Here is a 16,059-nt window from a genome sequence, read left to right as displayed (position 1 = left end):
GCAAGATCAAAAGATCGCAGCCTTCGGCAGCTCCTACGCGGGATATGTAGGAGCTGTCGAAGGCTGCGATCTTTTGACTTTTTCACAGACGAAAAAAAGCCCGCAGTGTGAGCGGGCGAAAGACCAAAGAAGCTATATGCGCAGTCGCTTCCAGGGTGCAGCTGCTGCCTGGGGGATCAGCTGCCGCGGTAGGTGGAGTAGCTGTAAGGCGAAATCAACAACGGCACATGGTAGTGATCCTGCTCGGCGGAGATGCCAAAACGCAGCACCACCACATCAAGAAATGCAGGCTCCGGCAGCTTGACGCCACGGGCGCGGTAGTAATCGCCCGCATGAAACTGGACCTGATAGACCCCGGTGCGGTAGTCATCGCCTTGCAGCAGCGGCGCATCGACACGGCCATCGCTGTTGGTGACGGCAGTGGCGACCAATTCCAGCTGCGATCCTTCAACGCGGTACAACTCGACCTTGATCGAGCTGCCCGGGCAACCGTGTGCTGCGTCCAAAACGTGTGTAGTCAAACGTCCCATTGATTCTGCGCGCCTGCCTGCGTGGAGCAGTCAGACTTCGCGCCTCCCGAAGTCAGTTGAAAAGGAGACCGCACCGATTCGGAGCACGAAAAGCTGCGGCGAGCGACTGATTAAGACACTTTTAAAGAAAATTGTACACAATAAAAACGACATTTTTCGCATCACCCTCGCCATCTGCATATTTGCCGTCGAACCGCACAACCTATAAGCCCTTCAATCAATAATTGACCAGTCAGGCAGATTTCTTGCAGGCTCACGCCAATAGCAGTAAAAGATGACAGTCGGTGAAAAATGCGAAAAATCAGGCTTACAAAGTGAATATAAAGTTGTATACAATCAGCCCATCGCTGTGACGCCAGCCTGCCATCCAGTTTTCAGCTGCGTCACACCAACCGTCATCATCGAATAAGAAGGAAGCCTGCAGTGAGCGCTGACTACCCACGCGACCTGGTCGGTTACGGCAGTAACCCTCCTCACCCCCACTGGCCGGGCAATGCCCGCATTGCCCTGTCGTTCGTACTCAATTACGAAGAAGGCGGCGAGCGCAACATCCTGCACGGTGACAAAGAATCCGAAGCCTTCCTCTCGGAAATGGTTTCTGCCCAGCCGCTGCAAGGCGCGCGCAACATGAGCATGGAATCCCTCTACGAGTATGGCAGCCGTGCCGGCGTGTGGCGGATCCTGAAGCTGTTCAAGGAGTTCGACATTCCGCTGACCATCTTCGCCGTGGCCATGGCCGCCCAGCGCCACCCGGACGTGATCCGCGCCATGGTCGATGCCGGCCACGAGATCTGCAGCCACGGCTATCGCTGGATCGACTACCAGTACATGGATGAAACCCAGGAACGCGAGCACATGCTCGAAGCGATCCGCATCCTCACCGAAATCACCGGCGAACGCCCACTGGGCTGGTACACCGGCCGCACCGGCCCGAACACCCGTCGCCTGGTGATGGAAGAAGGTGGTTTCCTCTACGACTGCGACACCTACGACGACGACCTGCCCTACTGGGAACCGAACAACCCGACCGGCAAGCCGCACCTGGTGATCCCGTACACCCTGGACACCAACGACATGCGCTTCACCCAGGTCCAGGGCTTCAACAAGGGCGACGATTTCTTCGAATACCTCAAAGACGCGTTCGATGTGCTCTACGCCGAAGGCGCGGAGGCACCGAAAATGCTCTCGATCGGCCTGCACTGCCGCCTGATCGGCCGTCCGGCGCGTCTGGCTTCGCTCAAGCGCTTTATCGAATACGCTAAAAGTCATGAACAGGTGTGGTTCAGCCGTCGCGTCGACATCGCGCGTCACTGGCAAGAAACCCACCCGTACACAGGGGCTGCCAAATGAGCACCTTTCAAACCGTCAAACCTTCGAGCCTGAGCCGCGACGCCTTTGTCGCCGCTTTCGCCGACATCTACGAACATTCGCCATGGGTGGCCGAGAAGGCCTTCGACCTGGGCCAGGACGCTTCGATCGACGAAATCGAAACCCTGCACCAGCGCATGAGCGACATCCTGTTGAGCGCCGATCACCAAAGCCAGCTGGCTTTGATCAACGCTCACCCGGACCTGGCCGGTAAAGCCGCCGTCCAGGGACAATTGACCGAAGCCAGCACTAATGAGCAGGCTGGCGCCGGTATTCACCAATGCACGGCCGAAGAGTTTTCTCGCTTCACCGAGCTGAACGACGCCTACAAAGCCAAGTTCAAGTTTCCCTTCATCATGGCGGTAAAAGGCAGCAACCGGCATCAGATCCTCGCAGCGTTCGAAACGCGCATCCACAACTCGGTCGAGACCGAATTCAAATGCGCGCTGGCGCAGATCAACAAGATCGCCCTGTTCCGATTACTGACCCTATAGCAAGCCTGGCCTGAGCGGATTCAAGAACGCCTAAACCGCCAAGGGCCTCGCAAGCATCCCAAGCCACTTATTTAAAGGCAGACAAGAAGAATGAAAGCTTACGCCGTACCTTTCGAGAAGTTCGTCAACCTGGCCGATGCCCGCCTGGGCACCAAGATCATCTCGGTCACCGATGACTGGTTCGCAGACGCCAACCGTCTGTTCCAACCGACCCCGGCCGTATGGAAGGAGGGCGTGTTCGATGACAACGGCAAGTGGATGGACGGCTGGGAGTCGCGCCGCAAGCGCTTCGAAGGCTTCGACAGCGCTGTGATCCGCCTGGGCGTACCGGGTTCGATCAAGGGCGTCGACATCGACACTTCATTCTTCACCGGCAACTTCCCGCCGTCGGCGTCCCTGGAAGCCTGCTTCCTGGCTTCGGGCGAGCCAGATGACAACACCCAGTGGACTGAAGTGCTGTCCGCCGTCGAGCTGCAAGGCAACAGCCACCACTTCCACGAAATCAACAACGACCAGGCGTTCAGCCACCTGCGCTTCAACATCTACCCGGACGGCGGTGTTGCCCGTCTGCGCGTATACGGCATTCCGTTCCGCGACTGGTCCGCTGTCGGCGACAACGAGCAAGTCGACCTGGCCGCTGCCCTCAACGGTGGCCGCGCCCTCGCCTGCTCCGACGAACACTTCGGCCGCATGAGCAACATCCTCAACCCGGGCCGTGGCATCAACATGGGCGATGGCTGGGAAACCGCACGTCGTCGCACCCCGGGCAATGACTGGGTCATCGTCGCGTTGGGCCACCCGGGCGAAATCGAGAAAATCATCGTCGACACCCTGCACTTCAAGGGTAACTACCCGGACACTTGCTCGATCCAGGGCGCGTTCGTGAAGGGCGGCACCGACAGCCAGATCGAAACCCAGTCGCTGTTCTGGCGCGAACTGCTGCCAAGCCAGAAGCTGGAAATGCACGCCGAGCACACCTTCGCCGAGCAGATCAAGGCGCTGGGCCCGATCACCCACATCCGCCTGAACGTGTTCCCGGATGGTGGTGTGAGCCGCCTGCGTGTACTGGGCAAGGTCGCGAAGTAATGCTGAGCCTGTAGGAGCTGCCGTAGGCTGCGATCTTTTGATCTTGATCTTACAAAGCAAAGTCAAAAGATCGCAGGCTGCGCCAGCTCCTACAGGTAATGCGGTAAACCGAACATACATTTGAAGAAAAGAAGAACAGCATGCGCACACTGACGATTGAACCGCTGACCAAAGAAGCCTTCGCCCCTTTCGGTGACGTGATCGAAACCGACGGCAGCGATCACTTCATGATCAACAACGGTTCGACCATGCGCTTCCATAAACTGGCTGTGGTCGAAACCGCAAAGCCTGAGGACAACGCGATCATCAGCATCTTCCGCGCCGACGCGCAGGACATGCCGCTGACCGTGAGCATGCTGGAACGCCATCCGCTGGGCAGCCAGGCTTTCATACCGCTGCTCGGCAACCCCTTTCTGATCGTGGTCGCGCCACTTGGCGATGAACCTGTATCAGGCTTGGTCCGCGCCTTCGTCACCAACGGCAGGCAGGGCATTAATTACCATCGCGGCGTTTGGCACCACCCGGTGCTGACGATCGAAAAGCGGGATGACTTCCTGGTGGTTGATCGCAGTGGCACAGGCAATAACTGCGATGAGCATTTTTTCAAAGAGGATGAGCGTTTGATCCTCGCCCCCCACCAATAAGAGAAGAGTCCGATCACTCGACAACAGAGTGACGGGCGAGAGGTAAAGACTGTGGAAGCACATCTGTTGGAATGGCTGAACCTGAGCGTGCGCTGGGTTCACATGATTACTGGCGTGGCCTGGATCGGTGCGTCGTTCTATTTCGTATGGCTGGAAAACAACCTCAACCGGGTCAACCCGAAAAGCGGTCTGGCTGGCGACTTGTGGGCAATCCACGGTGGCGGTATCTACCACCTGGAAAAATACAAGCTGGCTCCACCGACCATGCCGGACAACCTGCACTGGTTCAAATGGGAAGCCTACTTCACCTGGATGTCGGGTATCGCGCTGCTGTGCGTGGTGTTCTACTCCAACCCGACGCTTTACCTGCTGGCTCCGGGCAGCTCCCTGAGCGGTCCTGAAGGCGTACTGTTGGGCATCGGCTCGCTGTTCATCGGCTGGTTCGTCTACTCCTTCCTGTGCGACTCGGCCCTGGGCAAACGCCCTGCCCTGCTAGGTGGAATCCTGTTCGTCCTGATCATCGCCGCGGCCTACGGCTTCAGCAAAGTGTTCAGCGGTCGGGGTGCGTACCTGCACGTCGGCGCGATCATCGGCACCATCATGGTCGGCAACGTGTTCCGCATCATCATGCCGGCGCAACGCGCACTGGTAGCGGCGATTGCCGAGAACCGCACGCCGGATCCGGCGCTGCCGGCCAAAGGCCTGCTGCGTTCGCGCCACAACAACTACTTCACCTTGCCGGTGCTGTTCATCATGATCAGCAACCACTTCCCGAGCACCTACGGCAGCCAGTACAACTGGTTGATCCTGGCCGGGATCGCGGTACTGGCGGTGTTGGTGCGTCACTACTTCAACACCCGTCACGACAGCCACAAGTTTGCCTGGACCCTGCCGGTGGCAGCGGTGGGCATGATCTGCCTGGCTTATGTGACCGGTCCGAAGCCGATGTCCAGTGCCCCTGAAGTGGCCAAGGCACCCGCTGCAATCGAATACCAGCCGCTGCCGGAAACCGCAGTGGGCGGTGGATTGAAACCTGCTGAAGCCAAACCTGCAGAAGCGCCAGCCGCCGCTCCGGCTCAGGCATCCAATGCCGGCCCGGGTTTCGACAAGGTGCACAGCGTGATTCAGGAGCGTTGCGCGGTCTGCCATTCGGCCAAACCGACCAGCCCGTTGTTCAGCGCGGCCCCGGCCGGTGTGATGCTGGACACTCCCGAGCAAATCCGCCAGAACGCACCGCGGATTCAGGCGCAAGCCGTCACCAGCCAGATCATGCCACTGGGCAACATCACGCAGATGACCCAGCAGGAACGTGACCTGATCGGTGCCTGGATTGTGCAGGGAGCCCAGACCAACTAAGCAACACAAAAGCCTGTGTCTAGCGGGCTTTTGTGGCGAGGGAACTTGCTCCCGCTGGACTGCGCAGCAGTCCCCTGCTCTTAAGGTAAAGAGCGGGGCCGCTTCGCGCCCCAGCGGGAGCAAGCTCCCTCGCCACAGATCCACCTGATTCGAATACAGCTGCCGGTAGCACTGCAGCTGTAAATCACAAGAATAAAAAGATCCGAGGTGTTGCATGTCCGAGCTATCCGCAGCGCGCATCCCCGACGCACCCGCCATTCAGCGTTTGCCCCTCTTGCAACTGATCCTGGTCGGTTTGCAGCATGTTCTGCTGATGTACGGTGGTGCCATCGCGGTACCGCTGATCATCGGACAGGCCGCTGGCCTGAATCGTGAAGAAATCGCCTTCCTGATCAACGCCGACCTGCTGGTCGCGGGAATTGCCACTATCGTCCAGTCCCTCGGCATCGGCCCCATGGGCATTCGCATGCCGGTGATGATGGGCGCCAGCTTCGCCGCCGTCGGCAGCATGGTCGCCATGGCCGGCATGCCCGGTATCGGCCTGCAAGGGATCTTCGGCGCGACCATCGCCGCCGGGTTCTTCGGCATGCTCATCGCCCCGTTCATGTCCAAGGTCGTGCGCTTCTTCCCGCCGTTGGTGACCGGCACGGTCATCACCTCGATCGGTTTGTCGCTGTTCCCCGTGGCCGTGAACTGGGCCGGCGGCGGTGCCAGCGCCGCTCAATTCGGTTCACCGATCTATCTGGCCATCGCCGCACTGGTGCTGGGTACCATTTTGTTGGTGCATCGCTTCATGCGGGGTTTCTGGGTCAACATCTCTGTCCTGATCGGCATGTGCCTGGGCTACGTGCTCTGCGGCCTGATCGGCATGGTTGACCTCAGTGGCATGGCCCAGGCGCCATGGCTGCAATTCGTCACACCGCTGCACTTCGGCATGCCGAAATTCGAACTCGCGCCGATCCTGTCCATGTGCCTGGTGGTGGTGATCATTTTCGTCGAGTCCACCGGGATGTTTCTGGCGCTGGGCAAGATCACCGGCCAGGAAGTCTGCCCACGGATGTTGCGTCGCGGCTTGCTGTGCGATGCCGGCGCCTCGTTCTTCGCCGGTTTCTTCAACACCTTCACCCACTCCTCCTTCGCCCAGAACATCGGCCTGGTGCAAATGACCGGCGTGCGCTGCCGTTCGGTGACCATCGTTGCCGGCGGGTTGCTGATCGTGTTGAGCCTGCTGCCCAAAGCCGCTTTTTTGGTGGCGTCGATTCCTCCGGCAGTACTGGGCGGCGCAGCAATTGCGATGTTCGGCATGGTCGCCGCCACCGGGATCAAGATTCTCCAGGAAGCCGACATCGGTGACCGTCGCAACCAACTGCTGGTGGCGGTGAGCATCGGCATGGGGCTGATCCCGGTTGTACGCCCGGAGTTTTTCGCCCACCTGCCCGTGTGGATGAGCCCGATCACCCACAGCGGCATCGCCATGGCCACCCTCAGCGCGCTGACGCTGAACTTGCTGTTCAACATCCTTGGTGGCGCCGAACGCGCGGCCATCAACGACTGCCACGCTCACACCCATTGATCTGACGGATAACCAAGGGGGCCTGCCTGTGGCCAGCCCCCTGGCCACAACCTGCGCCTCAAAAATAAAAACAAGAGGGAGCAACAGATGATTCGGACACAAACCAACCTGCTGTTGAGCGCTGGCCTGCTGGCCGCGAGCCAGGCCATGGCCGGCGATCTACTGCTGTGGCAGACCAACAGCCTGAGCTACCTGTATGGCAAGGATTTCGTGGTCAACCCGCGCATCCAGCAGACGATAACTTTCGAGCACGCCGACCGCTGGAAATACGGCGACAACTTCATGTTCATCGACAGCACCTACTACAACGGCGAGCAGGACCGAAACAAAGGCGTTCATGCCTATTACGGCGAGCTCAGTCCGCGCCTGTCTTTCGGCAAGATCCTCGACCGCCGTTTCGAATTCGGCCCGATCAAGGACGTGTTGCTGGCCATGACCTACGAGAACGGCGAAGACGACACCGAGGCCTACCTGATCGGGCCCGGTTTCGACCTCGCGGTTCCAGGCTTCAACTTCTTCACCTTGAACTTTTATTACCGCCAGACCGAAGGCTCGCGCCCCGGCGATGACGTCTGGCAGATCACGCCGGCCTGGTCCTACACCCTTCCATTGGGCAACTCGAACCTGCTGATCGACGGCTACATGGACTGGGTCGTAGATAACGACCAGAACTCGCACGGCACTTATCACGCCAACCTGCACTTCAACCCGCAAATCAAGTACGACCTGGGCAAGGCCATGGGCTGGCGGGAAAAACAGGTATACGTCGGCGTCGAATACAGCTACTGGAAAGACAAGTACGGCATCGAAAACAGCTCCAACTTCGACACCAACGAAAACACCACCAGCCTGCTGGTGAAGGTGCATTTCTGATGCTGCCCCGCAACCGTGCCCCAAGCCTGTCGTCGGTGCGCCGTTGCGGAGCACTTGAGACCTGGCCGAGGAGTCAGTATTCTCCGCGGCCGCCCGAATCCGGTTTAAAAAAAAGCCCGGATTTAAAACCTGACCAAAAAGCCAACTTATCCCGGCTCTGGCAGGCACCAAGGCACTCCAAAACCCCTCTCAATCGACCGCTCTTGAGCCGCCGAACGGGAGTTTTTTTGCTTTCTGAAAGCCTTGGCCCAGCTCTTGCTAACAGCATCAAAGCTGACCGAATGGATGATTTTTTACCGCTACAGAAAAAGGCGCCACACCAGAGCGCCGACCTTAAAAAAATAACGTGGAACCACCTACTTTTTGGGAGCAACCGAATGAAACGTACGTGCACTAGCCTGATGCTGGCGGGATCGATGCTGGCCGGGGGCCAGGCCATGGCCGGCGATTTGCTGCAGTGGCAGACCAACAGCCTGACCTACCTCTATGGCAAGGACTTCCAGGTCAACCCGCGCATCCAGCAGACGGTGACCTTCGAACACGCCGATGGCTGGAAGTACGGCGACAACTTCTTCTTCATCGACAAAATCTTCTACAACGGCAAGGAAGACCACTTCGCGGGCGAGAACACCCATTACGGCGAACTCAGCCCGCGCCTGTCGTTCAACAAGATCTTCGACCAGAAGTTCGAATTCGGCCCGATCAAGGACGTGCTGCTGGCCATGACCTACGAGTTCGGTGAAGACGATACCGAGTCCTACCTGATCGGCCCTGGTTTCGACCTGGCCATCCCGGGCTTCGATTACTTCCAGCTGAACTTCTACAACCGCCACACTGAAGGCGACCGCCCGGGCGACAACATCTGGCAGGTCTCGCCGGTCTGGTCCTACACCATTCCGGTGGGTGGCTCGGACGTGCTGATCGACGGCTTCATGGATTGGGTGGTCGACAACGACGTCAACAGCAAAGGCGAGTACCACGCCAACCTGCACTTCAACCCGCAGGTCAAATACGACCTGGGCAAGGCGCTGAATCTGGGTGCCAAGCAGCTGTACGTGGGTGTCGAGTATGACTACTGGAAAAACAAGTACGGGATTGAAGACAGCCAGGGCTTCAAGACTGATCAGAGTGTGACCAGTTTCCTGGTCAAGGTTCACTTCTGATTTAAGAAGCTTCGCGAGCAGGCTCGCTCCCACAGTGGAACCTTGTCGAACACAAACTTTGCATACGACGAAAATCCCCGTGGGAGCGAGCCTGCTCGCGAAAGCCTCACTACAAGTCTCAAACCGAAAGCACGGGCTCTTCCAACCCCAGAAACCGGCACAATTCCCCGCGCTTGGCCAACGCATCCCGTCGCCCCAGTTCGATCAACTCGCTGCAATACCCCGCCTCGAACAGCAGGTAACTCAGCACCCCCGCCCCGCTGGTCTTGGTCGCACCCGGCCCGCGCAGAAACAGGCGCAATGCCGCCGGCAATTCCTGGCGATGGCGCGCGGCAATCTCGTCGATCGGCTGGCTCGGTGAAATCACCAATACGTCCACCGGTGCCACGCCCAATGCACGGGTCGGCGTGCCGTCGGGCATCAGGTGACTGAACTGGTTCAGGCGCTGCAACAGTTCGATATCGCTTTCCAGGCTGTCAATGAACGTACTGTTGAGCATGTGCCCGCCGATCTGCGCCAGGGTCGGCTGCTGACCGGTGTAGCTGCGCAACAAGGGTTGTTGCGGGTCGACTCCGCGGGGGTTGCCACTGACGCCCACCACCAGCACCCGACTGGCGCCCAGATGCAGCGCCGGACTGATCGGCGCCGACTGACGCACCGCGCCATCACCGAAATACTCTTCGTCGATTTTCACCGGGGCGAACAGCAGCGGAATAGCCGAACTGGCGAGCAGGTGTTCAACGGACAACCGCGTGGGAATGCCGATGCGTCGATGGCGCAACCAGGCATCGATCTTGCCGCCGCCCTCATAGAAGGTGACTGCCTGACCGGACTCATAGCCGAAAGCTGTGACCGCCACCGCATGCAATTGCTTCTGCGCGATCGCTTCGGCGATGCCACCCATATGCAGCTTGTCGTTGAGCAGATCGCGCAACGGAGAACTGTTGAGCAGCGCCACCGGCACCTGGGCACCAATACCGAGCAAACTGTGGCTGACAAAGCGACTGGCCTGGCGGATCACCCCGGGCCAGTCGCTGCGCAACACCAGATGACTGCGAAAGCCCTGCCAGAAGGCCGTCAGGCGTTCGATGGCGTTACGAAAGTCCATTGCCCCGCTGGCGAGGCTGACGGCGTTGATCGCGCCCGCCGAGGTGCCGACAATCACCGGAAACGGATTGCGGGCCCCCGGTGGCAGCAATTCGGCAATCGCCGCCAGCACCCCGACCTGATAGGCCGCCCGAGCCCCGCCACCGGAAAGAATCAACCCTGTTACCGGCTCAACTGGACTCATCGCAACACTCCATGGTGCTTGGAAAAACGGTTACTCAACCGCGCTTGGCGTACAACTTCGCCTCGCCCGGTGGACGGCTCTTGAAGCGGCGGTGGGCCCACAGGTATTGCTCGGGATGCTCTCGCAGAACGCTTTCGATCCATTGGTTGATGCGCAGGCAATCCTCTTCTTCGGTTTCGCCGGGGAAGCCTTCGAGCGGCGCATGGATCACCAGGCGATATCCGCTGCCGTCCGCCAGACGCTCCTGGGTGAACGGCACCACCAGCGCCTTGCCCAGCCGCGCAAACTTGCTCGTGGCGGTGACGGTCGCGGCCTGAATACCGAACAGCGGCACGAAGATGCTTTGCTTGGCGCCGTAGTCCTGATCCGGTGCGTACCAGATCGCCCGGCCCGAGCGCAGCAACTTGAGCATGCCGCGCACGTCTTCGCGTTCCACCGCCAGCGAATCGAGGTTGTGCCGCTCGCGGCCCTGGCGCTGGATGTAGTCGAACAGCGGATTCTTGTGCTCGCGGTACATGCCGTCGATGGTGTGCTGCTGACCGAGCAACGCCGCGCCGATTTCCAGCGTCGTGAAGTGCAGGGCCATCAGGATCACGCCCTTGCCTTCGCGCTGGGCCTGCTGCAAATGCTCCAGCCCTTCGATATGAGCGAGACTCGCCAGGCGCTTGCGCGACCACCACCAGCTCATCGCCATTTCAAAGAAAGCGATGCCGGTGGAGGCGAAGTTTTCCTTGAGCAGGCGTTTGCGTTCGGCGGCGGTCTTTTCAGGAAAACACAGTTCCAGGTTGCGCTTGGCAATGCGCCGTCTGTCGCCGGCGACCCGATACATCAAGACGCCCAGGACACGACCAATCCACAGCAGTGCCGGATACGGCAGCTGGACGATCAGCCACAACAGCCCCAGGCCACACCACAACGGCCAGAAACGTGGAGATAGAAATGCTTTTCGAAAACGCGGGCGGTCCATTAATGCTTCCGGAATGACAATGGCCGCGCATTCTACATCGTTCGACCCGGCTTGCGGCCCGCGGGCGTTCTCGTTATAAGTCTCGGCACTTTTAGTGACAAGTCGTTGTATGCCGACCATGAGCCAAACCGAACCGCTAGACCAAGATCCCGTGTTCCAGTTGAAGGGCAGCATGCTGGCCATTACGGTGCTGGAGCTGGCCCGTAACGACCTCGAAAGCCTTGATCGGCAACTGGCCGCCAAGGTCGCCCTGGCGCCGAACTTCTTCAGCAACGCGCCGCTGGTACTGGCCCTGGACAAACTCCCGGCCAACGAAGGCGCGGTCGATCTGCCAGGGCTGATGCGCGTCTGCCGCCAGCATGGCCTGCGTACCCTGGCGATCCGTGCCAGCCGTATCGAAGACATTGCCGCCGCCATCGCGGTCGACCTGCCGGTGCTGCCACCGTCCGGCGCCCGGGAGCGTCCACTGGACCTGACCGAAGGCGAACCGAAGAAAAAACCGGAAAAACCGCCCGAGCCGACCATCAAGCCGACGAAAATCATCACCTCGCCAGTACGTGGTGGCCAGCAGATTTATGCCCAGGGCAGCGATCTGGTGGTGATCTCCTCGGTGAGCCCGGGGGCGGAACTTCTCGCCGATGGCAACATCCATGTATACGGCCCGATGCGTGGTCGCGTGTTGGCCGGCGTCAAGGGCGACACCAAGGCGCGGATTTTCTGTCAGCAAATGAGTGCTGAACTGATTTCCATCGCCGGGCATTACAAGGTTTCCGAAGATCTGCGCCGCGACCCTCTATGGGGTTCGGGTGTGCAGGTCAGCCTGTCCGGCGACGTGTTGAACATCATTCGGCTTTAACGGATACTGCCGCATTTTCCAAGCATCTCTAAAACGTAGCGAAAACGGCTCAAACGAAGTAGGAAAAAGGCCGAAAGCAGTGTTTACCGGGGGTAAACGCCGCTCAAAACCGGATTCCAGCCAAGGCTGTCCGACTGCAGTAGTTTTTCAGGAGATGTTTTTCAGGGACTGAAAAGTCCTTCTTCCTTAGGGGTGAAACACCTTGGCCAAGATTCTCGTGGTTACATCCGGCAAGGGTGGTGTGGGTAAGACCACCACCAGCGCCGCTATCGGTACCGGCCTCGCTCTGCGCGGCCACAAAACAGTGATCGTCGACTTCGACGTGGGCCTGCGTAACCTCGACCTGATCATGGGTTGCGAGCGTCGCGTGGTGTATGACTTCGTCAACGTGGTCAACGGCGAAGCCAATCTGCAACAGGCCCTGATCAAAGACAAGCGCCTGGAAAACCTCTACGTGCTGGCCGCCAGCCAGACCCGCGACAAAGACGCGCTGACCGTCGAAGGCGTGGAAAAAGTCCTGATGCAACTCAAGGAAGACTTTGAGTTCGTGGTCTGCGACTCCCCGGCGGGCATCGAGAAAGGCGCCCACCTGGCCATGTACTTCGCCGATGAAGCGATCGTCGTGACCAACCCGGAAGTCTCCTCGGTACGTGACTCCGACCGCATGCTTGGCCTGCTGGCCAGCAAGTCCCGTCGCGCCGAGCGTGGCGAAGACCCGATCAAGGAACACCTGCTGATTACCCGTTATCACCCGGAACGTGTGAGCAAAGGCGAAATGCTCGGCGTAGAAGACGTCAAGGAGATCCTTTCGGTGACCCTGCTCGGCGTGATCCCTGAATCCCAGGCGGTGCTCAAGGCATCCAACCAGGGTGTTCCGGTGATTCTCGACGACCAGAGCGATGCCGGCCAGGCCTACAGCGATACCGTTGACCGCCTGCTGGGCAAGACCGTGGATCATCGATTCCTTGATGTACAGAAGAAGGGATTCTTCGAGCGCCTGTTTGGAGGCAACTAAGCAATGAACCTTTTTGACTTCTTTCGTGCCAACAAAAAGCAAAGCACCGCGTCGGTAGCGAAAGAGCGTCTACAGATCATCGTGGCGCACGAACGCGGCCAACGCAGTACCCCGGACTACCTGCCAGCCTTGCAGAAGGAACTGGTCGAGGTGATCCGCAAGTACGTCAATATCGGGTCCGATGACGTGCATGTCGCACTGGAAAGCCAGGGCAGCTGCTCGATTCTGGAACTCAATATCACCCTGCCAGATCGCTGAGTCGATCCGCCAGGAGCCACGGCGGCTCAGGCCCCTTCTGCAACCGGAAGGGACCTGAGCCGCCGTTGGCGTTTGTTACGAGGCTGTTTTAATGCCGTTGTCCAATATCCACATCATCCATCAGGATGCCGCCGTACTGGTGGTGAACAAGCCGACCCTGTTGCTCTCTGTCCCTGGCCGGGCCGATGACAACAAGGACTGCCTGATTACCCGCCTGCAGGAAAACGGCTACCCGGAAGCGCGAATCGTCCACCGGCTGGACTGGGAGACGTCCGGCATCATCCTGCTGGCCCGCGACCCGGATACCCATCGCGAACTGTCCCGGCAATTTCACGACCGCGAAACCGAAAAGGCCTACACCGCCCTGTGCTGGGGTCAGCCGGAACTGGACAGCGGCAGCATCGACCTGCCGTTGCGCTACGACCCGCCGACAAAGCCTCGGCATGTGGTCGACCATGAGTTTGGCAAACATGCGCTGACTTTCTGGCGCGTGCTCGAGCGTTGCGGCGACTGGTGCCGCGTCGAGCTGACACCGATCACCGGCCGTTCCCACCAGTTGCGCGTGCACATGCTCTCGATTGGCCATCCGTTGCTGGGTGACGGGCTCTATGCCCACGAGCAGGCGCTGGCGGCCTGGCCGCGATTGTGCCTGCACGCGAGCATGCTCAGCTTCACCCACCCGCAAAGTGGCGAGCGCCTGCGCTTCGAGTGCCCGGCACCATTCTGAAAATGTGGGAGCAAGCCCGCTCCCACAGGGTGCTCCTTCACATTCATCTTCGCTGTCCACTCCAACATCAGCCCACCGCCAATTCCATGGCCAATACGTTAAACTGGCGCCACTGCTGTCTGGAGCTACTTTATGCGCGAAGAGTTGAACCAAGGCCTGATCGATTTCCTCAAGGCCTCCCCTACCCCGTTCCATGCCACCGCCAGCCTTGTCCAGCGTCTGGAAGCGGCGGGCTATCAACGCCTCGACGAGCGTGAGCCCTGGAATACCGAAGCCAACGGTCGCTACTACGTCACCCGCAACGACTCTTCGATTGTCGCGATCAAGATGGGCCGTCATTCACCGCTGCACGGTGGCATTCGCCTGGTCGGCGCCCACACCGACAGCCCGTGCCTGCGCGTCAAGCCGCAACCGGAGCTGCAACGCCAGGGCTTCTGGCAACTGGGCGTCGAAGTCTATGGCGGCGCACTGCTGGCGCCGTGGTTCGACCGTGACCTGTCCCTGGCGGGGCGCGTAACCTTCCGTCGAGATGGCAAGGTCGAAAGCCAGTTGATCGACTTCAAGGCACCGGTCGCGATCATTCCGAACCTGGCGATTCACCTCAATCGTGAAGCCAACATGGGCTGGGCCATCAACGCCCAGACCGAACTGCCGCCGATCCTCGCGCAATTTGCCGGTGACGAGCGCGTGGACTTCCGCGCAGTACTCACCGACCAGCTCGCCCGCGAACACGGCCTGAATGCCGACGTGGTGCTCGATTACGAGCTGAGTTTCTACGACACCCAAAGCGCGGCGGTCATTGGCCTGCATGGCGATTTCATCGCCGGCGCGCGTCTGGACAACCTGCTGTCGTGCTACGCCGGCCTGCAAGCGCTGCTGACGACCGACACCGACGAAACCTGCGTGCTGGTTTGCAACGACCACGAAGAAGTCGGTTCCTGCTCGGCCTGTGGTGCCGACGGCCCGATGCTTGAGCAAACCTTGCGACGCCTGTTGCCTGAAGGTGATGAATTCGTACGCACCATCCAGAAATCCCTGCTGGTTTCGGCTGACAACGCCCACGGCGTGCATCCGAACTACGCCGACAAGCACGATGCCAACCACGGCCCGAAACTCAACGCAGGCCCGGTGATCAAGGTCAACAGCAACCAGCGCTACGCCACCAACAGCGAAACCGCCGGGTTCTTCCGCCACCTGTGCATGGCTGAAGAAGTGCCGGTGCAGAGCTTCGTGGTGCGCAGCGACATGGGCTGTGGTTCGACCATCGGCCCGATCACCGCCAGCCACCTGGGCGTGCGCACCGTGGACATCGGCCTGCCGACGTTCGCCATGCACTCGATCCGCGAGCTGTGCGGCAGCCATGACCTGGCGCATCTGGTCAAGGTGCTGAGCGCGTTCTACACCTGCCGCGAATTGCCGTAACGCCGGTAGGAGCTGCCGCAGGCTGCGATCTTTTGATTCTGATTTTGACGCCATGATTGTCGCCGAAGATCAAAGGATCGCAGCCTTCGGCAGCTCCTACACACATCACACCAGCCGCATCAAAAGCGGCCTAGACTTCAAGTATCCCTACGACAAGGCTGTCTCCATGATTTCGATGTCTACCTTCCACGCCATGCTGATTCCGATTCTTGCCGGGATGCTCCTGCTGGCCGTCGGCTTCAACTTTCGCGATAAAAATGCCGGCGTGTTTGCCATGTGGATCGGCATGCTGACCATTCTCGCGACCGTGGTGATCAAGATCCTCGCCAAACTCAACGAATAATTCATCGTCCCTGGCTCGCATTGATTTTGACGGGCTCGTACACTCGGTCGATCCGCTCCCTGCGAGGTTGACCGCCTAGTGTTCGCTCGTCTT

Annotated in this window: 17 protein-coding genes; 14 read left to right on the top strand and 3 right to left on the bottom strand. The window is 59.7% G+C overall.

What is annotated here, in order from left to right; all coding sequences use genetic code 11:
* Nucleotides 1-176 precede the first annotated feature (176 nt).
* Entirely contained in the window at nucleotides 177-530 is a 354-nt protein-coding gene (uraH, locus tag ACMDB8_RS07960; RefSeq protein ID WP_008017679.1) for a hydroxyisourate hydrolase, read from the bottom strand.
* Between the two features lie 423 nt (nucleotides 531-953).
* On the opposite strand from uraH, the gene puuE reads away from it, so the two are divergent.
* From puuE to ACMDB8_RS07920, 8 genes are all read left to right on the top strand, one after another.
* Nucleotides 954-1,880, top strand: coding sequence for an allantoinase PuuE (puuE, locus tag ACMDB8_RS07955; protein ID WP_056721809.1), 927 nt, complete (start codon nucleotides 954-956; stop codon nucleotides 1,878-1,880).
* Nucleotides 1,877-2,392, top strand: a complete 516-nt coding sequence (gene uraD, locus ACMDB8_RS07950; RefSeq protein WP_056721807.1) for a 2-oxo-4-hydroxy-4-carboxy-5-ureidoimidazoline decarboxylase — start codon at nucleotides 1,877-1,879, stop codon at nucleotides 2,390-2,392. The genes puuE and uraD overlap by 4 nt, the downstream gene beginning before the upstream one ends.
* 90 nt (nucleotides 2,393-2,482) lie before the next feature.
* Nucleotides 2,483-3,478: an allantoicase gene (alc, locus tag ACMDB8_RS07945; RefSeq protein WP_409078466.1), complete on the top strand. Its 996-nt coding sequence runs from the start codon at nucleotides 2,483-2,485 to the stop codon at nucleotides 3,476-3,478.
* Between the two features lie 140 nt (nucleotides 3,479-3,618).
* Nucleotides 3,619-4,122, top strand: coding sequence for an ureidoglycolate lyase (locus ACMDB8_RS07940; RefSeq protein WP_007993087.1), 504 nt, complete (start codon nucleotides 3,619-3,621; stop codon nucleotides 4,120-4,122).
* Nucleotides 4,123-4,173: 51 nt separating this feature from the next.
* Nucleotides 4,174-5,478, top strand: coding sequence for a urate hydroxylase PuuD (locus tag ACMDB8_RS07935; protein WP_056721803.1), 1,305 nt, complete (start codon nucleotides 4,174-4,176; stop codon nucleotides 5,476-5,478).
* A gap of 214 nt (nucleotides 5,479-5,692) precedes the next feature.
* Nucleotides 5,693-7,051, top strand: coding sequence for a nucleobase:cation symporter-2 family protein (locus ACMDB8_RS07930; RefSeq protein WP_056721801.1), 1,359 nt, complete (start codon nucleotides 5,693-5,695; stop codon nucleotides 7,049-7,051).
* A gap of 87 nt (nucleotides 7,052-7,138) precedes the next feature.
* On the top strand, nucleotides 7,139-7,924 hold the full coding sequence (locus ACMDB8_RS07925; RefSeq protein ID WP_056721798.1) for a DUF5020 family protein: 786 nt from the start codon (nucleotides 7,139-7,141) through the stop codon (nucleotides 7,922-7,924).
* Between the two features lie 377 nt (nucleotides 7,925-8,301).
* A complete protein-coding gene (locus ACMDB8_RS07920) occupies nucleotides 8,302-9,087 on the top strand; it encodes an outer membrane protein OmpK (RefSeq protein WP_056721796.1) in 786 nt (261 codons plus the stop codon).
* 118 nt (nucleotides 9,088-9,205) lie between these two features.
* Here the strand turns inward: ACMDB8_RS07920 and ACMDB8_RS07915 are convergent, their stop codons facing one another.
* Together ACMDB8_RS07915 and ACMDB8_RS07910 are read right to left on the bottom strand one after the other, a co-directional pair.
* Nucleotides 9,206-10,378, bottom strand: a complete 1,173-nt coding sequence (locus ACMDB8_RS07915) for a patatin-like phospholipase family protein (RefSeq protein ID WP_056721794.1) — start codon at nucleotides 10,376-10,378, stop codon at nucleotides 9,206-9,208.
* Nucleotides 10,379-10,412: 34 nt separating this feature from the next.
* Nucleotides 10,413-11,345: a lipid A biosynthesis lauroyl acyltransferase gene (locus ACMDB8_RS07910; protein ID WP_056721793.1), complete on the bottom strand. Its 933-nt coding sequence runs from the start codon at nucleotides 11,343-11,345 to the stop codon at nucleotides 10,413-10,415.
* A gap of 118 nt (nucleotides 11,346-11,463) precedes the next feature.
* Here ACMDB8_RS07910 and minC point away from each other — a divergent pair, with 118 nt between their 5' ends.
* The 6 genes from minC to ACMDB8_RS07880 all read left to right on the top strand — a co-directional run bounded on the left by minC (nucleotide 11,464) and on the right by ACMDB8_RS07880 (nucleotide 15,966).
* The gene (minC, locus tag ACMDB8_RS07905; protein ID WP_056722299.1) at nucleotides 11,464-12,201 is read left to right on the top strand and encodes a septum site-determining protein MinC; all 738 of its coding nucleotides are present in this window, start codon (nucleotides 11,464-11,466) and stop codon (nucleotides 12,199-12,201) included.
* A gap of 202 nt (nucleotides 12,202-12,403) precedes the next feature.
* Nucleotides 12,404-13,216 (top strand): septum site-determining protein MinD, encoded by an 813-nt coding sequence (gene minD, locus ACMDB8_RS07900; RefSeq protein ID WP_007974946.1) that lies wholly within the window; start codon nucleotides 12,404-12,406, stop codon nucleotides 13,214-13,216.
* 3 nt (nucleotides 13,217-13,219) lie between these two features.
* A complete protein-coding gene (gene minE, locus ACMDB8_RS07895; protein WP_007974947.1) occupies nucleotides 13,220-13,474 on the top strand; it encodes a cell division topological specificity factor MinE in 255 nt (84 codons plus the stop codon).
* A 91-nt stretch (nucleotides 13,475-13,565) separates the two neighbouring features.
* Nucleotides 13,566-14,201 carry an RluA family pseudouridine synthase gene (locus ACMDB8_RS07890; RefSeq protein ID WP_046037585.1) on the top strand — a complete coding sequence of 212 codons (636 nt, stop codon included), beginning with the start codon at nucleotides 13,566-13,568 and terminating at the stop codon, nucleotides 14,199-14,201.
* Between the two features lie 132 nt (nucleotides 14,202-14,333).
* The gene (locus tag ACMDB8_RS07885) at nucleotides 14,334-15,623 is read left to right on the top strand and encodes a M18 family aminopeptidase (RefSeq protein ID WP_223542319.1); all 1,290 of its coding nucleotides are present in this window, start codon (nucleotides 14,334-14,336) and stop codon (nucleotides 15,621-15,623) included.
* A gap of 52 nt (nucleotides 15,624-15,675) precedes the next feature.
* Nucleotides 15,676-15,966 carry a hypothetical protein gene (locus ACMDB8_RS07880; RefSeq protein WP_056721789.1) on the top strand — a complete coding sequence of 97 codons (291 nt, stop codon included), beginning with the start codon at nucleotides 15,676-15,678 and terminating at the stop codon, nucleotides 15,964-15,966.
* The last annotated feature ends 93 nt before the right edge of the window (nucleotides 15,967-16,059 follow it).

The organism is Pseudomonas monachiensis (assembly GCF_047345015.1).
In the GTDB taxonomy this organism is placed as follows: Bacteria; Pseudomonadota; Gammaproteobacteria; order Pseudomonadales; family Pseudomonadaceae; genus Aquipseudomonas; species Aquipseudomonas monachiensis.
Note: the sequence above shows the minus strand (reverse complement) of the source record. Positions and strands in the feature narration are given on the sequence as shown.